Genomic DNA, 17,651 nt, shown 5'->3' on the forward strand with positions numbered 1-17,651 from the left:
GTCAGAGGCCGCCGGGGAGGCGGCCCGGGGCCAGGCGGTGGTGCGGATCCAGATGAGCCTTGGCGCTGCGCAGGCGCGGCAGGGCGGGCAGCTCGCCCCAGAGGTCGACGACGCGGCGTACCGGCGTGGGCGCCGCCACCACCACGCACCGCCCCTGCCGGGCGATCAGCACGCTGCGGACCGCGCTCAGGATCGACGCGACCCGCTCGGGCGACAGCGCGCCGGGCAGGGCGGCGTACGCCGTGCCGACGCCGGCCGAGCCGCGCACCGGCACCGGGGCGCCGGCGGCGTCGCGCAGCGCGTAGACCGCGGCGTGCAGGTCGCCGGCCGGCACCTCGATGCGCAACGCGGTGTCGCCCGGGGCGAACGGGTAGCGCCCCCACCACTCGGGCGCGTGGTGGTTGACCACGGCCTCCGCGCCGAGCACGGCGGTCAACCGCTCGGCCCGCTCGACCACGTCGGACGGGCCGCCCTCCAGCAGCACCACCAGGCTGCCCGCCGCCGGCCGCCCGGTCACGGCCGGGTGGTCGGGGCGGCCGGCCACCGAGGGATGGCTCGCCGGGATCCGGCGGCGGGGCAACGGCACCGGCACCGGCAGGTCCAGCTCGACAGCGGCCGGGGCGACCTCGGCGGCGAGCACCGCGCGGACCAGGTCGTGCACCTCCAGCGGGGTCCAGACCGGGCGGGACACCCAGACCCGGCTCGCCGGCACGGCGTGCACCCGCATGGTCGCCGAGACCAGCACGCCCAACCCGCCCTGCGAGCCGCAGAGCAGCCGGGCCACGTCCAGCCCCGGCAGCTCGCCGCGCCCCCGGACCGCGTCGCCACCGCCGATGCCGGGGCCGCCGGAGCCGTGGCCGGCGACGGAGAGCCCGCCGGCGCGGCCCCAGCCCACGGCGGATCCCTCGCGGGCAACCGCGTCCCCGACGCCCTCGGCACGCGGGCCGAGGCCGGGGGCGGGGCCGCTCGACGGGGCCGCCGAGCCGAACCGGGCCGTGCCGGACTCGCCGATGCTGACCAGCTCGCCGTCGGCGTCGAGATAGCGCACGCCGACCAACTGGGCGCACGGGGTGCCGTGCCGGTGGCGCAGCGGGCCGGCCTCGTCGGCGGCGAGCACCCCGCCCAGCGTCGCGCCCGGCGAGGGCACGTCGACCGGCAGCCGCCGGCCGGTGCGGCCCAGCGTGGCCTGGACCGCGCGCAGCGGCGTGCCGGCGCCGATCTCGGCCACCGGGGCGGCGTGCGGCTCGTGCCAGACCCCGGCCAGCCGGCCGGTGTCGAGCATGATGTCGACCTGTGCCGGGGCGGCACCCCAGTCGATCTTCGTGCCGGCGCCGCGCGGCACCACGGTCAGGTCGTGCGCCGCGGCCAGCCGCAACACCTCGGCGGCGGCGTGCGGGCCGCCCGGCACGGCCACCCAGCGGGCGGTGCGGCCGGCCACCTCGTCGGCCGGGCCGGCGAACCGGGCGAACGGCGGACCGCAGATCTCGGTCAGCTTCCGGGTGATCTCGAGGGCTCCGGGCCGGTCGGTGGAACGCGCTGCAGCCGCCATGGCGGTCATCGTACACATGTTCGAAAACGCTGGCGGCGAGTCGCGGGGTTCGCGCGGCGCGGACGCCCGGCGGCGGCCCGGCGACCGGTAACGTGGCGCCGTGACCACGACCCCACAGCCCACGGCGAAGCGCGTTCCGGCCGAGCGGACCCACCACGGTGACACCGTCGTCGACGAGTACGCCTGGCTCGCCACCAAGGACGACCCGGAGACGATCGCCTACCTGGAGGCCGAGAACGCCTACACCGAGGCGCACACCGCGCACCTGGCCGGGCTGCGGGCCGAGCTGTTCGAGGAGACCCGCCGGCGCACCCAGGAGACCGACCTGTCGGTGCCGACCCGCAAGGACGGCCACTGGTACTACACCCGCACCGTCGAGGGCCAGCAGTACGGCGTGCACTGCCGGCGCGCCGTCCGGCCGGGCGAGACCACGCCCCCGGTCAGCGCGGACGGCGCCCCGCTCGACGGCGAGGAGGTGCTGCTCGACGGCAACCAGCTCGCCGCGGGGCACGACTTCTTCTCGCTCGGCGCGTTCGACGTCAGCCCGGACGGGCGCTGGCTGGCCTACTCGACCGACTTCTCCGGCGACGAGCGGTTCACCCTGCGGATCAAGGACCTGGCCACCGGCGAGCTGCGGCCCGACGAGGTGCCCGACACGTTCTACGGCACGGCGTGGTCCAGCGACGCCTCCACGCTGTTCTACGTGACGGTGGACGACGCCTGGCGGCCGAACCGGGTGTGGCGGCACACCGTCGGCACCGCCTCGGGCGAGGACGTGGTGGTCCACCAGGAGGACGACGAGCGGTTCTGGGTGGGCGTCGAGCTGACCCGCTCCGAGCGCTTCGTGGTGATCGACATCCACAGCAAGATCACCAGCGAGGTCCGGGTGATCCCGGCGGCCAACCCGACCGGCGAGCCGGCGATCGTCGCCCCGCGCCGGCAGGGCGTGGAATACGCGGTCGAGCACCACGGCCACCGCTTCCTGATCCTGCACAACGACGGCGCGGAGGACTTCGCGCTGGCGTACACCTCGGCGGACGTGCCGGGCGACTGGACGCCGCTGATCCCGCACACCCCGGGCACCCGGCTGGAGGCGGTCGACGCGTTCGAGAACCACCTGGTGGTCTCGCTGCGCGGCAACGGGCTGACCGGGCTGCGGGTGCTGCCGGTCGGCAGCGACGACAGCTGGGACATCGACTTCCCCGAGCCGATCTACAGCGTCGGGCTGGACGCCAACCCGGAGTACCGCACCGGCACGGTCCGGCTGCGCTACACCTCGCTCGTCACCCCGGATTCGGTCTACGACTACGACCTGACCAGCCGGGAACTGACGCTGCTGCGCCAGAAGCCGGTACGGCCCGGCCCGGACGGGCGGGCCTACGACCCGGCCGACTACGAGCAGCACCGGGACTGGGCGCTGGCCGACGACGGCACCCGGGTGCCGATCTCGCTGGTCTGCCGCCGGGACACCCCGCGCGACGGCTCCGCGCCCGCGGTCATCTACGGCTACGGGTCGTACGAGGCGAGCATGGACCCGTGGTTCTCGATCGCCCGGCTGAGCCTGCTCGACCGCGGCGTCATCTTCGCGGTAGCGCACATCCGCGGCGGCGGCGAGCTGGGCCGGCGCTGGTACGACGAGGGCAAGCTGCTGGCCAAGAAGAACACGTTCACCGACTTCGTGGCCTGCGCCCGGCACCTGGTCAAGGCCGGCTGGACGGCGAGCGACCGGCTGGTCGCCCGGGGCGCCTCGGCCGGCGGCCTGCTGATGGGCGCGGTGGCCAACCTCGCGCCGGACGCGTTCGCCGGGATCGTCGCGCAGGTGCCGTTCGTGGACGCGCTCACCTCCATCCTCGACCCGTCGCTGCCGCTGACCGTCACCGAGTGGGAGGAGTGGGGCAACCCGCTGGACGACCCCGAGGTCTACGCGTACATGAAGTCCTACACCCCGTACGAGAACGTGACCGCCGCCGACTACCCGGCCATCCTGGCGGTGACCAGCCTCAACGACACCCGGGTGCTCTACCACGAGCCGGCCAAGTGGATCGCCCGGCTGCGCGCCCTCGCCCCGCAGGGCGACTACCTGCTCAAGACCGAGATGGGCGCCGGCCACGGCGGCCCCAGCGGCCGGTACGACGCCTGGCGCGAGGAGGCGTTCGTCAACGCCTGGACGCTGGACCGCCTCGGCCGCGCCTGAGGTGTAAGGAGGGGCCCCTTGTTAACACCCGTTTGTGAGAAGGGGCCCCTTCTCTACTGGAGGCGTTAACAGGGGGCCCCTCCTTACATCCCGAGCGCGGCGGCGAGCACCGCCGCTTCGGCGTTGCCGCCGCTCACCACCGCCACCGTCCGCCCGGCCGGCAACTCGTCGCGGTGAAACAGCCGGGCGGCCGTGGCGACCGCGCCGCTCGGCTCGACCACGAGCCGCGCGTCCCGCATCAGCCGGGCGGATCGCGGCGAAGATGCCCAGCGCGGCGAGGATGAGCACGCCCGGCCACGGCCAGGGCGCCCGGGTGCGGACCCGGCGCACGACGCCGAACGGGGTGGTGGTGACCCGGCGCAGCAGCAGCACGCCGACCAGCGCGGCGACCAGGGGCAGCCCGAGCACGACGGCGGCCACGGCGGCCGGGGCCGGGTGCACGTCGGTGGGCAGCGGCAGCCGGCCGGCGGCGTCGGGCCGGTGCAGCAGGCGGCGGCCGACCTCGAACACGGCCAGGCCGGCGACGGCGCCGAGCAGGCTCGCCACCCCGGTCTCGGCGACCGCGAGCAGCCCGAGCACCGGCACGCAGAGCAACAGCAACGCGAACGCCACACCGGGGCGCAGGCCGGGTTCGCGCAGCAGCGCGTTGGTGTACTGCTCGGACTGCGTCCACGCGTCGCCGGGCGGCTTCGCCACCGCCAGCACGGTCAGCGCGGCCAGCCCGGCGAGCGTCGCCAGCGCGGCACTCAGCGCGGTCAGCGCGACCCGCGCGCCGTCGCGCCGGTGGCGCGGGCCAGGTCCCAACCGTGCACGGTGAGGTCGATCAGAGCCATCAGCCCGACCGTCTCCTGGGGCAGCCCCATGCCGGGCGAGACGCCCTCCAACGCGTCCGGGTCGGACCACGCCTCGACCAGTCGCTGCGTCTCGGTGGCGAACCGGTCCCGCCAGCCGTCGGTCAGGTGGTCGACCCCACCCGACCAGTCGACCTCCTCCCGCCGGGCCATCGCCTGGAAGTTGACCGCCACCTCGAACAGGTGGTTGAGCAGGTCGCGTACCGGATATTCGGGGCACGGGGTGGGCCGGTCGGAGGCTCCGCTAACCGGTTGGAGTCCGGCACCCGACCCGGTCGGCACCGAGGCCATGGCGCTGGTCGCGGAGATCCGCACCGACCGGAGCATGCTGCGGGTGGCCGACCTCGCCGGTCGACACGGCGTCTCCACCCGCCGGCTCCAGCGACTCTTCCTCGACCACGTCGGTGTCGGTCCGAAGTGGGTGATCCGGCGCTACCGGCTCCAAGAGGCGATCGAGCAGGCCGCCGCCGGTCCGCTGGACTGGTCGCGGGTCGCCCTCGATCTGGGGTACGCCGACCAGGCGCACCTGGTCCGCGAGTTCACCGCCGTCACCGGCGTCCCGCCCGCGGCGTACGCCCGCTCGTTGGCCGGCTCCCGCAGCGCCTGACCCGCCGGGCGCCCGGCCGCCGCGTTCGTCGGCGGTGCGGACGGCCAGCAGTATGGCACGTCGCTCTCCGTAACGACGGCCGGGGTCGCCGGGATCGACCCGCGCCGCCTTTGCTCTGCAGCCACGGGCGCACCAGGCACGCAAGGTGACCACGACGGCCCGATCACCGCCTCGGCGCCGCGACGGCCTTCCCTGCTCAGGACGGTGCTGCGTCGATGGCTGCAGAGCAAAGGCACCGACGGGTCGCGCGGCCGACCGAGCCGCCCGAACACGCCGAGTGACAACGCCGATGAATACGAAGGGTGACCGTCAGCGGCGGCGGACGGCGACCACGGCGACGTCGTCGTGGATCTCCGGCGGGGCCAGCTCGATCAACAGCCGCTGGCAGAACTGGTCGAGGTCGTCGTCCACCCGGGCGGCCACCACGCCGAGCGCCGCCATGCCGTCGTCGATGGTGGCGTCCCGCCGCTCGATCAGCCCGTCGGTGTAGAGCACCAGCGTGGCACCGGCCGGCAGCACGAACTCCAGATCCGCCGGGCGCGGCGCGCGCACCCCGAGCAGCGGCGCGGACTGCGACACGAACTCGACCCGACCGTCCCGGCTCAGCAGCGCCGGCAGGTGCCCGGCACTGGCCAACCGGATCAGCCCGCTGCCCGGGTGCAGCAGCAGCACGCAGATGGTGGCCAACTCGGTCGGCAGCAGCGTACGCATCAGCTCGTTGACCCGGTCCAGGATCACGCCCGGCTGGTGCCCCTCGACCGCGTACGCCCGCACCGCGTGCCGCAACTCCGCCATCACGGTGGCGGCGTGCAGCGAGTGCCCGGCCACGTCGCCGATCGCCACCAGCAGGTGCCCGTCGAGCATCACCAGCTCGTAAAAGTCGCCGCCCACCTCGGTCTGCGCGCTCGCCGGCTCGTAACGGACGGCCAGGTCCAGGCCGGCCACCTCGGGCAGCCGCCGGGGCAGCAGGCTGCGCTGGAGCGTCACCGCGATCCGGTGCTCCTCGTCGAAGGAGCGCTGCGCCTCCACCGCCGACGCGACGGCCTGGGCGAGCTGCACCAGCACCGGCGTACGCACGGTCTGGGTCGACGTGGGCACCACCACGTAGAGCGGGGCCCGGTCCTCCCGCAGCCGGGAGGCGGCCACCGTGACCGTGTCGCCGGCCGGCCAGTCGGTCAACGGCCAGTTGCCCGCCTGATCCACCCACACCCGGGTGCCGATCGGCACGCCGGTGTCGTCCACCACCCACGGCACGAGCCCGGCCGGCGTGTGCGGGTCGGCGGCCACCCCGGCCAGGCAGTCCCCGTCGAACGTCTCGGCGACCACCGCCGCCGGCGCCCGGAAGATCCGCGCGGCGCCGGACGCGGCGGCCTCCAGCAGCCGGACGAAGTTCGGCGACGCGTGCATCTCCACCGTGGCGTCGGCCAACGCGGCCAGTCGCTCGGCGAGCTGCTCGGCCCGCCGCCGGGCCCGGTAGTAGCGCAGCACCGCGTGCGCGGTGGCGACCAGCTCCTCCGGCTCGATCGGCTCGGTCAGGTAGGCGTCCGCGCCCCGGGTGAGCCCCTGCGCCCGGTCCACCACGTCCACCGCGTGCGCGGAGACGTGGATGACCGGGATGGACGGGTACGTCTCCTTGATCCGCTCGCACACCTCGAAGCCACTCATGTCCGGCAGCCGGACGTCGAGCACCACCAGGTCGACCGGTTCCCGGGCCACCCGTTCCAGCGCCGCCGTGCCGTTCTCGGCCTCCACGGTCGTGAACCCGGCCCGGCTGAGCCAGTTCACCAGCAGATAGCGCTTCGGGCCGCTGTCGTCGACCACCAGCACCTTCGCCGGCCCGCCGTCCACCGTCACGCTCCGCCCACGGGTAGGACCACGGTGAACGTGCTGCCCCGGCCGGCCTCGCTGGTCAGCTCCAGCGTCCCGCCGAGCAGGTTGACCAGCCGCCGCGCGTACGGCAGGCCGAGGCCGGTGCCGCCGACCCGGGTGGTGCCGGGTACCTGGTAGAACTCCTCGAAGATCCGCTCGTGCAGCTCCGCCGGGATGCCGACGCCGGTGTCGGTGACCGAGAGCACCCACACCTCGTCGCGGCGTTCGGCGCGCAACCGCACCTCGCCCCGCTCGGTGAACTTCAGGCCGTTGTGCAGCAGGTTGCGCAACACCTGGGCGAGCAGCACCTCGTCGGAGCGGACCGTGGCCGGGGTCGGCGGCTCCTCCACCACGAGCTCCACCTCGGGCCGGGCGGCCAGCGCCCGCAACGTGCCACGAAGCTGCCCGAACACCGCGCGCAGGTCGACCTCGGACCAGTCCGGCTCGATCCGGCCCGACTCGGCCTTCGCCAGGTCGAGCAGCTCGTTCACCAGAGCCAGCAGATCACCGGCGGAGGACCGGATCAACCCCACCTGACGAGCCTGCTCGCCGGTGAGCGGATCGGACGCGGAGTCGGCCAGCAGCCGCCCCAGCCCGATGATCGCGGTGACCGGAGCGCGCAGCTCGTGGCTCACGTGGGCCAGGAACCGGCTCTTCGACTCGCTGGCGGCCCGCAACTGGGCCGACTTCTCGTCCAGCTCGGCGTAGAGCGCCACCACGCCACGGTTGGTTTCCTCCAGCTCCTCGCTGAGCTGGTGGTAGAGCGCCATCACGCCCCGGTTGGTCTCGGCCAGTTCGGAGTTGAGCAAGGCCAGTTCGTCGCGCTGGGTGCGCACCTCGTCGAGCGCGGCGATGAGCTGGGCGTTCTGTGCGGCCAACTCGTCCAGCGCGGAGCCCGGAGCGCGCTCGGCCAGCTCGTCACGGAGCTTGGCGGCGCGTTCCGGCGTCAGCTCCTCGGCGTGGTCCGGTACTCGTCGGGACATCCTCACGACGGTATCGCCCTCGACCGTGATCACCCGCAACGAGTCCACCAGGCGCGCGACCGCGCCGGACCGCGGCTCGTACCGGCCGCCGGGCAACGGACGGACCGGGGCCAGATCCACCCGGAGCCGGGTCGCGCCGGCTCCGTCGTCCCGGTCCACGGCGAACGTGACGTCCGCGCCGTCCACCCCGTGCAGCAGTTCCCGGGCCACCTCGCTGAGCGCCGTCGCGATCCGCACCTGGTCCTGGTGCTCCAGCCCGACGGCCGCGGCGACCTCCCGGCCGCGCTGGCGGACCAGGAAGATGTCCTGCTCGACCCGGAGCGCCAGGTGCAGGAGCGGCTCGGTGCGTTCACTCATGGGTCACCTGGGCCACCAGGACGCAGGCGTCGTCGCGGCGGACGCCCGCGTCGCGCAGCAGCGTCGCGGCGGCCAGCAACGGCGCGCGGCCAGCCAGCCCGGGATAGTCGTCCAGGTCCCAGCGGTCCACCACGCCGTCGCTGTGCATCACGAGCGTCGCACCGGGCGGGAACGGGTAGGCGTACCCCCGGATGGTCGGGCGCTGGTGCCCGGCGATGCCGGGCAGCGAGACCAGGCCGCGCCGCCGCTCACCGGTGGCCACGATCATGGCGGCGATGTTGCCCAGACCGGCGTAGTGGAGCTGCCCGGTCGCCGGATCCGGCTCGGCGACCGCGAGCGCCGCGCCGCGGGTGTGCGAGATGGCCGCGTGCAGGTGCCGCACCACCACATCCGGCGGGCCGGCCGGCGCCGAGCGGAACGCGGCGACCGCGGCGCCGGTGGCGGCGGCGGCCAGCGGCCCGTGCCCCAGCCCGTCGCAGACCAGCACCTGCCGGCGCCCGTCGGCCATCCGCACCGCGTACCCGTCGCCGCTGTCCTGCTCGCCGGTGATCGGCCGGGCCAGCCCGCCGGCCCAGTCCGGCGCCGGCGACGGCCCGTCCCAGACCTGGACGGCCAGCACCGTGCCCCGGCCGGGCACGGAGTAGCCGTCGAACCGGCTCGCCTGCCGGGTGATCGCGCCGAGGCCGATGCCGAGCGTGCCGGAGGTCGAGTGCCCGTCGGCCGAGGAAAGCGTGAGGTCGGCCATGCCAGGGCCGGAGTCGATGGCCACCAGCTCCACCCCGGCCCGCCCGTCGCGGCGCGCCGGACGCAACAGCAGGGCGCCCTCGCGGGCGTGCTTGACCAGGTTGCTGGTGATCTCCGCGGTGACGATGGCCAGGTCCGCGACGCGCGGCGTGCTCAGTTCGAGCTGACGCCCGAGCCGCTCGGCCACCCGGCGTACGCCGCCGGCCGTCGCGCCGTTGTCGACCCGGAACCACACACCGTGGTCGGGGACCACGTCGGCGATCATCGCGACCACTTGGTGACGGTGATCGCCGTACCCTCGCCGACGGCGGTCTTGATGTCGAAGTCGTCGACGAGGCGGCGGGCGCCGCTGAGCCCGAGGCCCAGGCCGCCACCGGTGGTGTAGCCGTCGGTGAGGGCCAGGTCGAGGTCGGGGATGCCCGGCCCCTGGTCGGCGAAGACGATGCGGATGCCGCGGCGGCGACCGTCGGAGACCGTGGTCACCTCGGCGCTGCCCCCGCCGCCGTAGATCAGCGTGTTGCGGGCCAGCTCGCTGGCCGCGGTGACCAGTTTGGTCTGGTCGACCAGGGAGAGCCGGGCCGCGACGGCGGTGGTCCGCACCAGCTGCCGGACCCGGACCACGTCCTCGTCGCTACGGATCGCCTGCGTCGCCGGCATCCCCAGGTCGACGCCGGCGGTCATGGCGTCGCCGTAGCGTCGGCGTCCTCGTCGTCGCCGAGGGCCATGTCCCCGTCGTCAGCCCGGGTCGCCGCGATCAGCTCCATGCCCCGCTCGACGTTCAGCGCGGTGCGGATGCCGTTGAGCGAGAGGCCCAGCTCGACCAGGGTGATGGCGACGGCGGGACGCATCCCGACCACCACGGTCTCGGCGTCCAGCACCTTCGAGATCGACGCGATGGTGGAGAGCATCCGGCCGACGAAGGAGTCGACGATGTCCAGCGCCGTGATGTCGATGATCACGCCGTGGCACCCGGTGGCGACGATGCGCTCGGCCAGGTCCTCCTGGAGCTGGACCGCCGTCTGGTCGGACATGTCGACCTGGATCGAGACCAGCAGGATGTCGCCGATCTTGAGGATCGGCACCCGCTCCATCACGACTCCCGACGAGCGCGGCGGGCGGTGGTCTCGACGCCGGTCAGGCGGAGCACGTGGCGCAGCGCGTCGGCCAGGCTCGCCTTGGTGGCGATGTCACCGAACTCGATGCCGAGGGCGACGATCGTCTGGGCGATCTGCGGCCGGATGCCGGAGATGATGCAGTCGGCGCCCATCAGCCGGGCGGCCACCACGGTCTTGAGGATGTGCTGGGCGACCTGGGTGTCCACCGCCGGCACGCCGGTGATGTCGATGATCGCGTAGGGCGAGCCGGTGTCGACGAGCGTCTGGAGCAGCCGCTCCATCACCACCTGGGCGCGGGCCGAGTCGAGCGTGCCGACCAGCGGGACGGCCACCACGCCCTCCCAGAGCTTGACCACCGGCGTGGAGAGCTCCAGCAACTGCTCCGCCTGGTCGGCGATCAGGCTCTCCCGGGCTCGCACGAACGTCTCGAAGGTGAAGAGCCCCATCTGGTCGACGAGCGCGGAGAAGGCGACGAAGTCGCTCAGGGTGGTCTCGCCCTGCTCCTGCTCCATCAGCTCCAGCAGGGCGTCCTTGACCGCGAACACGCTGATCGCGGTCTCGGTGGCGCTGAACCCCTGCCGGGCGCGGGTGGTGGAGACCTCGGCGAGCACCGCCCGCAGCTCACCGCCGTGCTCGCCGGCCAGGTCGCCGAGGCCCTGCCGGCCGGCGTCGACCATGGCGCGGTGCAGCTCCTGCACCTGGCGGGCCAGTTCGGCCCGGCTCAACCGGCCGCGCAACGAACTGGCGACGATTTCGATCCAGCGGTTGGTCAACCGGTCCGCGTGTCGACTCAGCAGGTCGGCCAGCCGCCCACCCTGTTCCGCGCTCAATGCCACGTTGACCTCCCAGATCTGGACGGGCGGACTCTATCACCGGGGTCTGTCGCGCTACTTGCCACGGGACAAAGAAATGATCGACAGCACCTGTGCCGGCTCCCGTTCTGCGCGGCCCGCCCATCGTGGGATACCGTTTCCACCGAACACAGGAGGTCGACGAATGTCCCTGACGGTGCACACGGAACAGCGCGGCGACGTGGTCGTGGTGTCGGTCGCGGGCGAGCTGGACATGGCCACCGCACCGCAGCTCCAGGACCAGATCACGGACCTGCTGGACAAGGGGCGCAGCCGCCTCGTGTTCGACCTGGCCGAGGTGTCGTTCTGCGACTCGACCGGGCTGTCGGTGTTCGTCCGCGCCAAGAACAGCTGCGACGAGGCCGGTGGCGTGGTCCGGCTGGCCGCCCCGCAGCGCGGCGTGCTGCGCATCCTCGAGGTCAGTGGCCTGGTCGAGGTGCTGCACACCTACCCGACGGTGGAGGAAGCCGTCGCGGGCGAGCCCACCCCGGCCTCCTCCTGACCGACCCGGCTCAGCGCTCGTCCTCGATGTAGCGGGGACGAGCGATCACCATGCCCGCGGTCGTCTGCACGGCGAGCGCCAGCAGCAGGAAGCCGATCGGGGCGGTCCAGCCGCCGGTCGCGGAATACAGGATGCCGACCAGCAGCGGGCCGAGCGCGGCGATGACGTACCCGGTGCTCTGCGCGAACGCGGAGAGCGCCACGGTGCCCTCGGCGGTGCGGGCGCGCAGCCCGATCGTGGTCAGGATGAGCGGGAACGCCCCCTGGCCGAGCGCGAGCAGCAGCACCCACAGCGGCGCCAGGCCGCGCGGCGCGAGCGCCAGACCGAGGTACGCGGCGGTGGAGAACGCGGTCAGCGACAGCACCAGCGGACGCAGCGTGGCCAGCCGCCCGGCCAGTGTCGGCATCATCAGCGCCACCGGCACGCCCAGCGCGGTCACGCCGGCGAGCAGCAGGCCGGCCGCCTCGGGCCGGTAGCCGGCGTCCCGGAAGAGTTGCGCCAGCCACCCCATGATCGCGTAACCGCTGAGCGACTGCGCCCCGAAGTAGACCGCCATGGCCCAGCCCAGCCGGGTCCGGCCCGGCCGCACCCGGGCCGGGGCGCCGACCACCGCCGCCGGGGTGGCGGCCCGGTCGGCGGCCCGCCGGGCGGCGCGCGCCCGCAGCGCGAGCGGCACCCACGGGATCACGGCCAGCGCGGCCAGCCCGGCCCACACGCCGAGCCCGGCCCGCCAGGAGCCGAAGGCGTGGGCCACCGGCACGGCGGACGCGGCGGCCACCGTCGTGCCCACCGTCAGGGCCATCGTGTACGCCCCGGTGACCAGCCCGGTGCGGTGCGGGAAGTGCTGCTTGACAAGCATCGGCAGCAGGATGTTCGCCACCGCGATGCCGGCCAGCGCGAGCGCGCTGGTGAGCACGAAGACGGCCGCCGAGTCGGTGACCGCGCGCAGCACCTGCCCGACGGTCAGCGCGACCATGGCGAGCACCAGCACCCTTGGGGCCGGCCAGCGGCGGACCAGCCACGGGGTGAGCGCGCCCAGTCCGGCGAACGCGACGGTGGGCAGCGTGGTGACCACGCCGGCCATGGCGCCGGAGAGGCCCAGCCCGACCCGGATCTCGTCGAGCAGGGCGCCCAGGCTGGTCACCGAGGCCCGCAGGTTCAGCGCGACCAGCAGCATGCCGACCAGCACCAGCAGGCCGCCCCGCGCCGGGGTGAGCGCCGCCGGTCCGGTCGCCGGGGCGGGACCGGCCGCGGGCGCCGGGCCGGGCGTGACGTCGGCGGTGGGCGCGGTCGCGGTGGGCGGGGGTGGCGGGGTCATGACCTCGAACCTACAATCATGGGATGAATTTCGGCAGCAGGTGTAACCGGTGACACCCGTCGTGGATTCCGTCGCCGTGCCGCCGCGCGGCCACCGGGTCCGCCAGACGATCGCGCAGCTCCGGGCCCGCATCCTGGGCGGCGAGTGGCCGGTCGGCGGGCGCATCCCCACCGAGCCGCAGCTCGTCGCCGCGCTCGGGGTGGGGCGCAACACCGTCCGCGAGGCGGTCCGCGCGCTGGTGCACGCCGGCGTGCTGGAGTGCCGGCAGGGCTCCGGCACCTACGTGGTGTCGACCGACGAGCTGGCGCCGGTGGTGGCCCGCCGGCTCACCGACGACCGGATGGCCGAGGTCATCGAGGTCCGGCGCGCGTTCGAGGTGGAGGCCGCCCGGCTCGCCGCGCTGCGGCGTACCCCTGCCGACCTGGCGGCGCTCGACGGCGCGCTCGACGCCCGGGAGGCCGCGTGGCGCTCCGGCCGGGTCGACGAGTTCGTGGAGGCGGACGCCGCGCTGCACACGGCGGTGGTGGCCGCCGCGCACAACGCCATGCTGGCCGAGCTCTACGCGTCGGTCGGTGCCGCGCTGCGCAGCACCGTCGCCCAGGCCATGGGCCCGGCGCTGACCGACGAACGGTACGTCGACCACGGTCGACTGGTCGAGGCGATCCGGGCCGGCGACCCGGAGCGGGCAGCGATCGAGGCCGGTGCTTTTCTCGAGGGGCCGTCCGGGGCATAGGGTCTGCCGGACCGAGAATCGGACGGCACGGGAGTGCGAATGCTCAAGGGCTTCAAAGACTTCATCATGCGTGGCAACGTCGTCGACCTGGCGGTCGGCGTCGTCATCGGCGCCGCGTTCACCGGCGTGGTCACCCAGCTGACCAAGTCGTTCCTGGAACCGCTGGTGCGGGTGATCATCGTGCTGATCACCGGCAACAAGGACGGGCTCAGCGGCTCGACGCCGAGCTTCCGCGGCATCGAGTTCGACTGGGTGGCCTTCGTCAACGCGGTGATCACGTTCCTGCTCACCGCGGCGGCGCTCTACTTCCTGGTCGTCTACCCCATGAACAAGCTCGCCGAGCGGCGCAAGCGCGGCGAGGAGCCGCCGCCCTCCGCGCCCAGCGAGGAGGTCAAGCTGCTCACCGAGATCCGGGACGCGCTGGTCGCGGGCGGGCAGGGCACGCCGGCCCAGCGCGGCGCGCTGGACGACGTGCTCGGCCGCCGGCAGGAGCCGCCGGCCCCGCGCTGACGCCATAGCTCATCGGCCCCCGCGGAGATTCCGTGGGGGCCGACGAGAATCGAACACATGTTCGATAGAGTCCGGCCATGGAGCAGCGTAGGCACTGGTGGAACGGGAAATGGGGGCGGCTCGCCCGACGGGACGTCTTCCTCCGGGTGGACGGCGACCGTTGGCACGTGGAACAGCGCGCCGGCGGCGCCGAGGGGGTTTCTCGCTTCTACGAGCACGCCAGCGTCGAGGAGGCCGAGGAGACGGTCCGGTCGCTGCTGGACGGGCCGGACACCTGGCGCGAGCTGTCGCCGCGCCCGCCGGGCGGCTGGCCTCCCTCCGTTTAGCGCCCGCGCGCCCCGGGAACCGCTCCGACATGAGCCAGCAGCAGGACACCGTCTCCCGGGTCACCACAGGCATGCGGGTCGTCGACTCCACGGGCGTCGAGGTCGGCACCGTGGATCTCGTCCAGCGCGGCGACCCGGCCGCGGTGACCGTGGAGGCGCCCGCCCCGGTGGATCCGGGCAGCAGCCTCGACGAGCTGATCGAGTCGGCCGCCGTCGACGAGCCGGACGTGCCGGCCGACCTGGCCGCCCGGCTGCTGCGCGAGGGCTACCTTAAGGTCTCCACCGAGTTGGCCGACACCGGCGCCGTCTACGTACTGGCCGACCGGATCGCGGCGGTCGCCGACGGCGCGGTCCGCCTCACCGTCCCCGTCGCGGAGCTGCCCGCCGAGGAGTGACCACGTCGCCCGCGATACGCCGCTGACCCATGCCGTCGGGCCTGGTGGTGCGCCGGGCGGCAAGCCGTCAGGACGGTCGGTGGGAGACCGCCAGGTCCGCGTCCACCCCGGGCCGACCGTTGGGATCGACCGGCGCTGCAACGGCCGGCGTCGCGGAGGCGCGGCGGAAGAGCAGGAGCATCAGGCAGCCGGCGACCAGGCCCCAGAACGCGCCGCCGATGCCGAGCAGGCTGACCCCGGAGGCGGTGACCACCAGCGTGACCACGGCGGCCTCCCGGGCGTACGGCTCGGCGACCGCCGCCGACACCGCGCCGGCCAGCGCGGCGAGCAGGGCCAGCCCGGCCACCGCCTCGACCAGCACCGGCGGGGAGAGCAGCACCAGCGCGGTCGCCACGCCGGCGCCGAGGCCGAGCAGGGCCAGCCCGATCCCGGCGGTGACCGAGGCGATCCAGCGCCGGTCCGGGTCGGGATGGGCGTCGGGGCCGGCGGCGAGCGCCGCGGTGATGGCGGCGAGGTTCACCGCGTGGCCGCCGGCCGGCGCGCCGAGCACGGTGGCGAGCCCGGTGACACGCAGCGCGGAGCCGAGCGGGGCGCGGTAGCCGAAGCCGGCGAGCACGGCGGTGCCGGGCACGTTCTGCGCGGCCATGGTGACCAGGAACAGCGGCAGCGCCAAGCCGACGACCGCGGGCAGCGTCCAGGCCGGTGTGGTCAGCGCGATCACCGGGGCGACGTCCAGCCGGGCCGGGCCGGTGGTGGTGAGCGCGATCGCCACCACGGCCACGGCGAGCGCGCCGGGCACCGCCCAACGGCGGGCGAACCGGTGCAGCAGCAGCCAGACGAGCACCACCGGGCCGGCCAGCCGGGGCACCTCCACCAGGGCGCGAACCGGTGCGGTGCAGAGCGGCAGCAGCACCCCGGCGAGCATGGCGGCGGCGATCGGGGCGGGGATCGCGGCGACCGCCCGGCCGAGCGCGGGGATCAGCCCGGCCGCGACGATCAGCGCGCCGGTGAGCAGGAAGGCGCCCACCGCGGCGGGCCATCCGCCGGGAATCGGCCCGGTCGCGACCAGCAGCGCCGCGCCCGGGGTGGACCAGGCGATGGCGAGCGGCAGCCGGTGTCGCAGGCCGAGCCAGACCGCGCAGGCGCCGCTGGCCAGGCAGAGCACGAGCAGGCCGGAGGCGGCCTGGGCCGGGTCGGCGCCGACCGCGCGCAGCCCGGCCAGGACGACGGTGAACGAGCTGGCGAAGCCGACCAGGGCGGTCACCACGCCGGCCAGCACGGGTTGGAGCCGACCGGCCATGCTTCCTCCTCGGTTGTTCCGTTTACGGAACGGCACGATGTAGCACGATAGCCCCATGGACGTCGGCTCGCGGATCCGCGCCCTCCGGATGGCACGGGGGCTCTCGCTCTCCGAGCTGGCCCGGCTGGCCGGCGTCGGGAAGGCCACGCTCTCCGGCCTGGAGAACGGCGTCCGCAACCCCACCCTGGAGACGCTGTACGCGATCACCGCGCAGCTCGGCGTGCCGCTGACCGCCGTGCTGTCGGCACCCGAGGAGACGCCGACCGTGAGCGGGGTCGCGGTCGGCGCCACGCTGCTGGAGGTGTTCCACGACCGGGACGCGACGTACGAGCTGTACCGGATGCGGGTCAGCCCGGGGCCGGCCCAACTCTCCCCCGCCCACCAGGCCGGCGTGACCGAACACGTGACGGTGTTCTCCGGCACGCTCCGGGCCGGGCCGGCGGACGCCCCACTCACCGCCGGCCCGGGAGGCTACCTGCGCTGGACCTCCGACGTGCCGCACAGCTACGCCGCGGTGGGCGACGAGCAGGTCCACGCCGGTCTGCTGCTGCGCTATCCGCGACTGTCCGGTAAGGACAATTGACACATACCCAGGATGCAAGCGGATGACATTTCTTTCCGCCGACCCGGCAGCGCGTAGAGACGCGGGGGCGTTCTTCTTGGCAAGCTTGTCCCCATGACGCTCATCCTCCGCTCGGCGATCCTCAACGACGTCGGCCTCGTCCGGACCAACAACGAGGACTCCGCCCTCGCCGGTGACCGCCTGGTGGCGGTGGCCGACGGGATGGGTGGCCTGCCGGCCGGCGAGGTGGCCAGTGAGATCGTCATCCGGATCCTGGACGAGCTGACGCCGCCCACCGGCGCCGACGAGGCGGCCGACGCGCTGCGCGCCGTGGTCAGCACCGCGAACCAGCGCATCCGCGCGGCCATCACCGTGGACCCGGCCCGCGACGGCATGGGCACGACGCTGACCGCCGCCCTGCTGGCCGGCGACCGACTGGTCCTCGCCCAGGTCGGCGACTCACGGTGCTATCTGCTGCGCGACCACGAGCTGACCCAGCTCACCCGCGACGACACGTTCGTGCAGGCGCTCGTCGACCAGGGCGCGCTCTCCCGCGACCAGGCCCGCCACCACCCGCAGCGTTCGCTCGTCACCCGCGCGGTGCAGGGCTCGGACGCGCCCCCGGCGGTCGGCGCGCTCACCGTCTTCCCCGGCGACCGGCTGCTGCTGTGCAGCGACGGCCTCTCCGACTACGTGGAGGACGCCGCGATCGCCGCCGCGCTGGCCACCTACGGCGACCGCCAGCAGTGCGGCGAGCAGTTGGTGAAGCTGGCCCACCAGGCCGGCGCGCCGGACAACGTCACAGTGGTCATCTCCGACGTCACCGAGGCCTGATCCCGACCCCATTCGGGTTGCGACCCCCACCCGGGCACGTTGGGATGAACG

General features: G+C 74.3%; 19 protein-coding genes and 1 pseudogene. 9 read left to right on the top strand and 11 right to left on the bottom strand.

Annotated elements, in window-relative coordinates:
* Nucleotide 1 precedes the first annotated feature (1 nt).
* Nucleotides 2–1,549: an FAD-binding oxidoreductase gene (locus tag O7618_RS23805; RefSeq protein ID WP_278108345.1), complete on the bottom strand. Its 1,548-nt coding sequence runs from the start codon at nucleotides 1,547–1,549 to the stop codon at nucleotides 2–4.
* Nucleotides 1,550–1,649: 100 nt separating this feature from the next.
* On the opposite strand from O7618_RS23805, the gene O7618_RS23810 reads away from it, so the two are divergent.
* The gene (locus tag O7618_RS23810) at nucleotides 1,650–3,743 is read left to right on the top strand and encodes a S9 family peptidase (RefSeq protein ID WP_278108346.1); all 2,094 of its coding nucleotides are present in this window, start codon (nucleotides 1,650–1,652) and stop codon (nucleotides 3,741–3,743) included.
* A gap of 83 nt (nucleotides 3,744–3,826) precedes the next feature.
* On the opposite strand, the pseudogene O7618_RS23815 reads toward O7618_RS23810, so the two are convergent.
* Both O7618_RS23815 and O7618_RS23820 read right to left on the bottom strand, forming a co-directional pair.
* Nucleotides 3,827–3,988: pseudogene (locus O7618_RS23815) on the bottom strand (threonine/serine dehydratase); the annotation flags it as partial.
* Between the two features lie 510 nt (nucleotides 3,989–4,498).
* Nucleotides 4,499–4,909 (bottom strand): TIGR03086 family metal-binding protein, encoded by a 411-nt coding sequence (locus O7618_RS23820; RefSeq protein WP_278108347.1) that lies wholly within the window; start codon nucleotides 4,907–4,909, stop codon nucleotides 4,499–4,501.
* Between O7618_RS23820 and O7618_RS23825 the strand changes: the two genes are divergently transcribed.
* Nucleotides 4,884–5,201 carry an AraC family transcriptional regulator gene (locus tag O7618_RS23825; protein ID WP_278108348.1) on the top strand — a complete coding sequence of 106 codons (318 nt, stop codon included), beginning with the start codon at nucleotides 4,884–4,886 and terminating at the stop codon, nucleotides 5,199–5,201. The two genes, O7618_RS23820 and O7618_RS23825, sit on opposite strands and share 26 nt — an antisense overlap.
* A 309-nt stretch (nucleotides 5,202–5,510) precedes the next feature.
* On the opposite strand, the gene O7618_RS23830 is transcribed toward O7618_RS23825, so the two are convergent.
* Genes O7618_RS23830 through O7618_RS23855 form a run of 6 tightly spaced genes read right to left on the bottom strand, consistent with a single transcriptional unit; the run spans nucleotide 5,511 to nucleotide 11,105 of the window.
* Nucleotides 5,511–7,049, bottom strand: coding sequence for a SpoIIE family protein phosphatase (locus tag O7618_RS23830; protein WP_278108349.1), 1,539 nt, complete (start codon nucleotides 7,047–7,049; stop codon nucleotides 5,511–5,513).
* Between the two features lie 2 nt (nucleotides 7,050–7,051).
* Nucleotides 7,052–8,410: a sensor histidine kinase gene (locus O7618_RS23835; RefSeq protein ID WP_278108350.1), complete on the bottom strand. Its 1,359-nt coding sequence runs from the start codon at nucleotides 8,408–8,410 to the stop codon at nucleotides 7,052–7,054.
* A complete protein-coding gene (locus O7618_RS23840) occupies nucleotides 8,403–9,419 on the bottom strand; it encodes a SpoIIE family protein phosphatase (RefSeq protein ID WP_278110130.1) in 1,017 nt (338 codons plus the stop codon). Before O7618_RS23840 ends, O7618_RS23835 begins: the two co-directional genes overlap by 8 nt.
* A complete protein-coding gene (locus O7618_RS23845) occupies nucleotides 9,416–9,835 on the bottom strand; it encodes an ATP-binding protein (RefSeq protein ID WP_278108351.1) in 420 nt (139 codons plus the stop codon). The genes O7618_RS23840 and O7618_RS23845 overlap by 4 nt, the downstream gene beginning before the upstream one ends.
* Nucleotides 9,832–10,245 (bottom strand): STAS domain-containing protein, encoded by a 414-nt coding sequence (locus tag O7618_RS23850; RefSeq protein WP_278108352.1) that lies wholly within the window; start codon nucleotides 10,243–10,245, stop codon nucleotides 9,832–9,834. The genes O7618_RS23845 and O7618_RS23850 overlap by 4 nt, the downstream gene beginning before the upstream one ends.
* Entirely contained in the window at nucleotides 10,245–11,105 is an 861-nt protein-coding gene (locus O7618_RS23855) for an STAS domain-containing protein (RefSeq protein ID WP_278108354.1), read from the bottom strand. The genes O7618_RS23850 and O7618_RS23855 overlap by 1 nt, the downstream gene beginning before the upstream one ends.
* Before the next feature lie 160 nt (nucleotides 11,106–11,265).
* On the opposite strand from O7618_RS23855, the gene O7618_RS23860 reads away from it, so the two are divergent.
* Nucleotides 11,266–11,622 carry an STAS domain-containing protein gene (locus O7618_RS23860; protein WP_278108355.1) on the top strand — a complete coding sequence of 119 codons (357 nt, stop codon included), beginning with the start codon at nucleotides 11,266–11,268 and terminating at the stop codon, nucleotides 11,620–11,622.
* 10 nt (nucleotides 11,623–11,632) lie between these two features.
* Here the strand turns inward: O7618_RS23860 and O7618_RS23865 are convergent, their stop codons facing one another.
* Entirely contained in the window at nucleotides 11,633–12,940 is a 1,308-nt protein-coding gene (locus O7618_RS23865; protein ID WP_278108356.1) for an MFS transporter, read from the bottom strand.
* Nucleotides 12,941–12,989: 49 nt separating this feature from the next.
* Between O7618_RS23865 and O7618_RS23870 the strand changes: the two genes are divergently transcribed.
* From O7618_RS23870 to O7618_RS23885, 4 genes are all read left to right on the top strand, one after another.
* On the top strand, nucleotides 12,990–13,673 hold the full coding sequence (locus O7618_RS23870) for a FadR/GntR family transcriptional regulator (protein WP_278108357.1): 684 nt from the start codon (nucleotides 12,990–12,992) through the stop codon (nucleotides 13,671–13,673).
* 39 nt (nucleotides 13,674–13,712) lie between these two features.
* Nucleotides 13,713–14,183 carry a large conductance mechanosensitive channel protein MscL gene (gene mscL, locus O7618_RS23875; RefSeq protein WP_278108358.1) on the top strand — a complete coding sequence of 157 codons (471 nt, stop codon included), beginning with the start codon at nucleotides 13,713–13,715 and terminating at the stop codon, nucleotides 14,181–14,183.
* A gap of 77 nt (nucleotides 14,184–14,260) precedes the next feature.
* On the top strand, nucleotides 14,261–14,509 hold the full coding sequence (locus tag O7618_RS23880) for a hypothetical protein (RefSeq protein WP_278108360.1): 249 nt from the start codon (nucleotides 14,261–14,263) through the stop codon (nucleotides 14,507–14,509).
* A 29-nt stretch (nucleotides 14,510–14,538) separates the two neighbouring features.
* Nucleotides 14,539–14,904, top strand: coding sequence for a hypothetical protein (locus O7618_RS23885; RefSeq protein WP_278108361.1), 366 nt, complete (start codon nucleotides 14,539–14,541; stop codon nucleotides 14,902–14,904).
* Between the two features lie 67 nt (nucleotides 14,905–14,971).
* Here the strand turns inward: O7618_RS23885 and O7618_RS23890 are convergent, their stop codons facing one another.
* Entirely contained in the window at nucleotides 14,972–16,204 is a 1,233-nt protein-coding gene (locus O7618_RS23890) for a benzoate/H(+) symporter BenE family transporter (RefSeq protein ID WP_278108362.1), read from the bottom strand.
* A 55-nt stretch (nucleotides 16,205–16,259) separates the two neighbouring features.
* On the opposite strand from O7618_RS23890, the gene O7618_RS23895 reads away from it, so the two are divergent.
* Both O7618_RS23895 and O7618_RS23900 read left to right on the top strand, forming a co-directional pair.
* Nucleotides 16,260–16,787, top strand: a complete 528-nt coding sequence (locus tag O7618_RS23895; RefSeq protein ID WP_278108363.1) for an XRE family transcriptional regulator — start codon at nucleotides 16,260–16,262, stop codon at nucleotides 16,785–16,787.
* Between the two features lie 93 nt (nucleotides 16,788–16,880).
* A complete protein-coding gene (locus O7618_RS23900) occupies nucleotides 16,881–17,600 on the top strand; it encodes a protein phosphatase 2C domain-containing protein (RefSeq protein ID WP_278108364.1) in 720 nt (239 codons plus the stop codon).
* Nucleotides 17,601–17,651: the final 51 nt, after the last annotated feature.

Origin of the sequence: Micromonospora sp. WMMD980, from assembly GCF_029626035.1 — a bacterium.
Taxonomy (GTDB): domain Bacteria; phylum Actinomycetota; class Actinomycetes; order Mycobacteriales; family Micromonosporaceae; genus Micromonospora.

What these genes read in the sequence shown, in the direction of transcription:
- O7618_RS23860 (WP_278108355.1), top strand. Translation starts at nt 11,266, where the DNA reads ATGTCCCTGACGGTGCACACGGAACAGCGCGGCGACGTGGTCGTGGTG.
- O7618_RS23825 (WP_278108348.1), top strand. Translation starts at nt 4,884, where the DNA reads ATGGCGCTGGTCGCGGAGATCCGCACCGACCGGAGCATGCTGCGGGTG.
- O7618_RS23895 (WP_278108363.1), top strand. Translation starts at nt 16,260, where the DNA reads ATGGACGTCGGCTCGCGGATCCGCGCCCTCCGGATGGCACGGGGGCTC.
- O7618_RS23865 (WP_278108356.1), bottom strand. Translation starts at nt 12,940, where the DNA reads ATGACCCCGCCACCCCCGCCCACCGCGACCGCGCCCACCGCCGACGTC.
- O7618_RS23885 (WP_278108361.1), top strand. Translation starts at nt 14,539, where the DNA reads ATGAGCCAGCAGCAGGACACCGTCTCCCGGGTCACCACAGGCATGCGG.
- O7618_RS23805 (WP_278108345.1), bottom strand. Translation starts at nt 1,549, where the DNA reads ATGGCGGCTGCAGCGCGTTCCACCGACCGGCCCGGAGCCCTCGAGATC.
- O7618_RS23840 (WP_278110130.1), bottom strand. Translation starts at nt 9,419, where the DNA reads ATGATCGCCGACGTGGTCCCCGACCACGGTGTGTGGTTCCGGGTCGAC.
- O7618_RS23835 (WP_278108350.1), bottom strand. Translation starts at nt 8,410, where the DNA reads ATGAGTGAACGCACCGAGCCGCTCCTGCACCTGGCGCTCCGGGTCGAG.
- O7618_RS23845 (WP_278108351.1), bottom strand. Translation starts at nt 9,835, where the DNA reads ATGACCGCCGGCGTCGACCTGGGGATGCCGGCGACGCAGGCGATCCGT.
- O7618_RS23890 (WP_278108362.1), bottom strand. Translation starts at nt 16,204, where the DNA reads ATGGCCGGTCGGCTCCAACCCGTGCTGGCCGGCGTGGTGACCGCCCTG.
- mscL (WP_278108358.1), top strand. Translation starts at nt 13,713, where the DNA reads ATGCTCAAGGGCTTCAAAGACTTCATCATGCGTGGCAACGTCGTCGAC.
- O7618_RS23880 (WP_278108360.1), top strand. Translation starts at nt 14,261, where the DNA reads ATGGAGCAGCGTAGGCACTGGTGGAACGGGAAATGGGGGCGGCTCGCC.
- O7618_RS23850 (WP_278108352.1), bottom strand. Translation starts at nt 10,245, where the DNA reads ATGGAGCGGGTGCCGATCCTCAAGATCGGCGACATCCTGCTGGTCTCG.
- O7618_RS23900 (WP_278108364.1), top strand. Translation starts at nt 16,881, where the DNA reads ATGACGCTCATCCTCCGCTCGGCGATCCTCAACGACGTCGGCCTCGTC.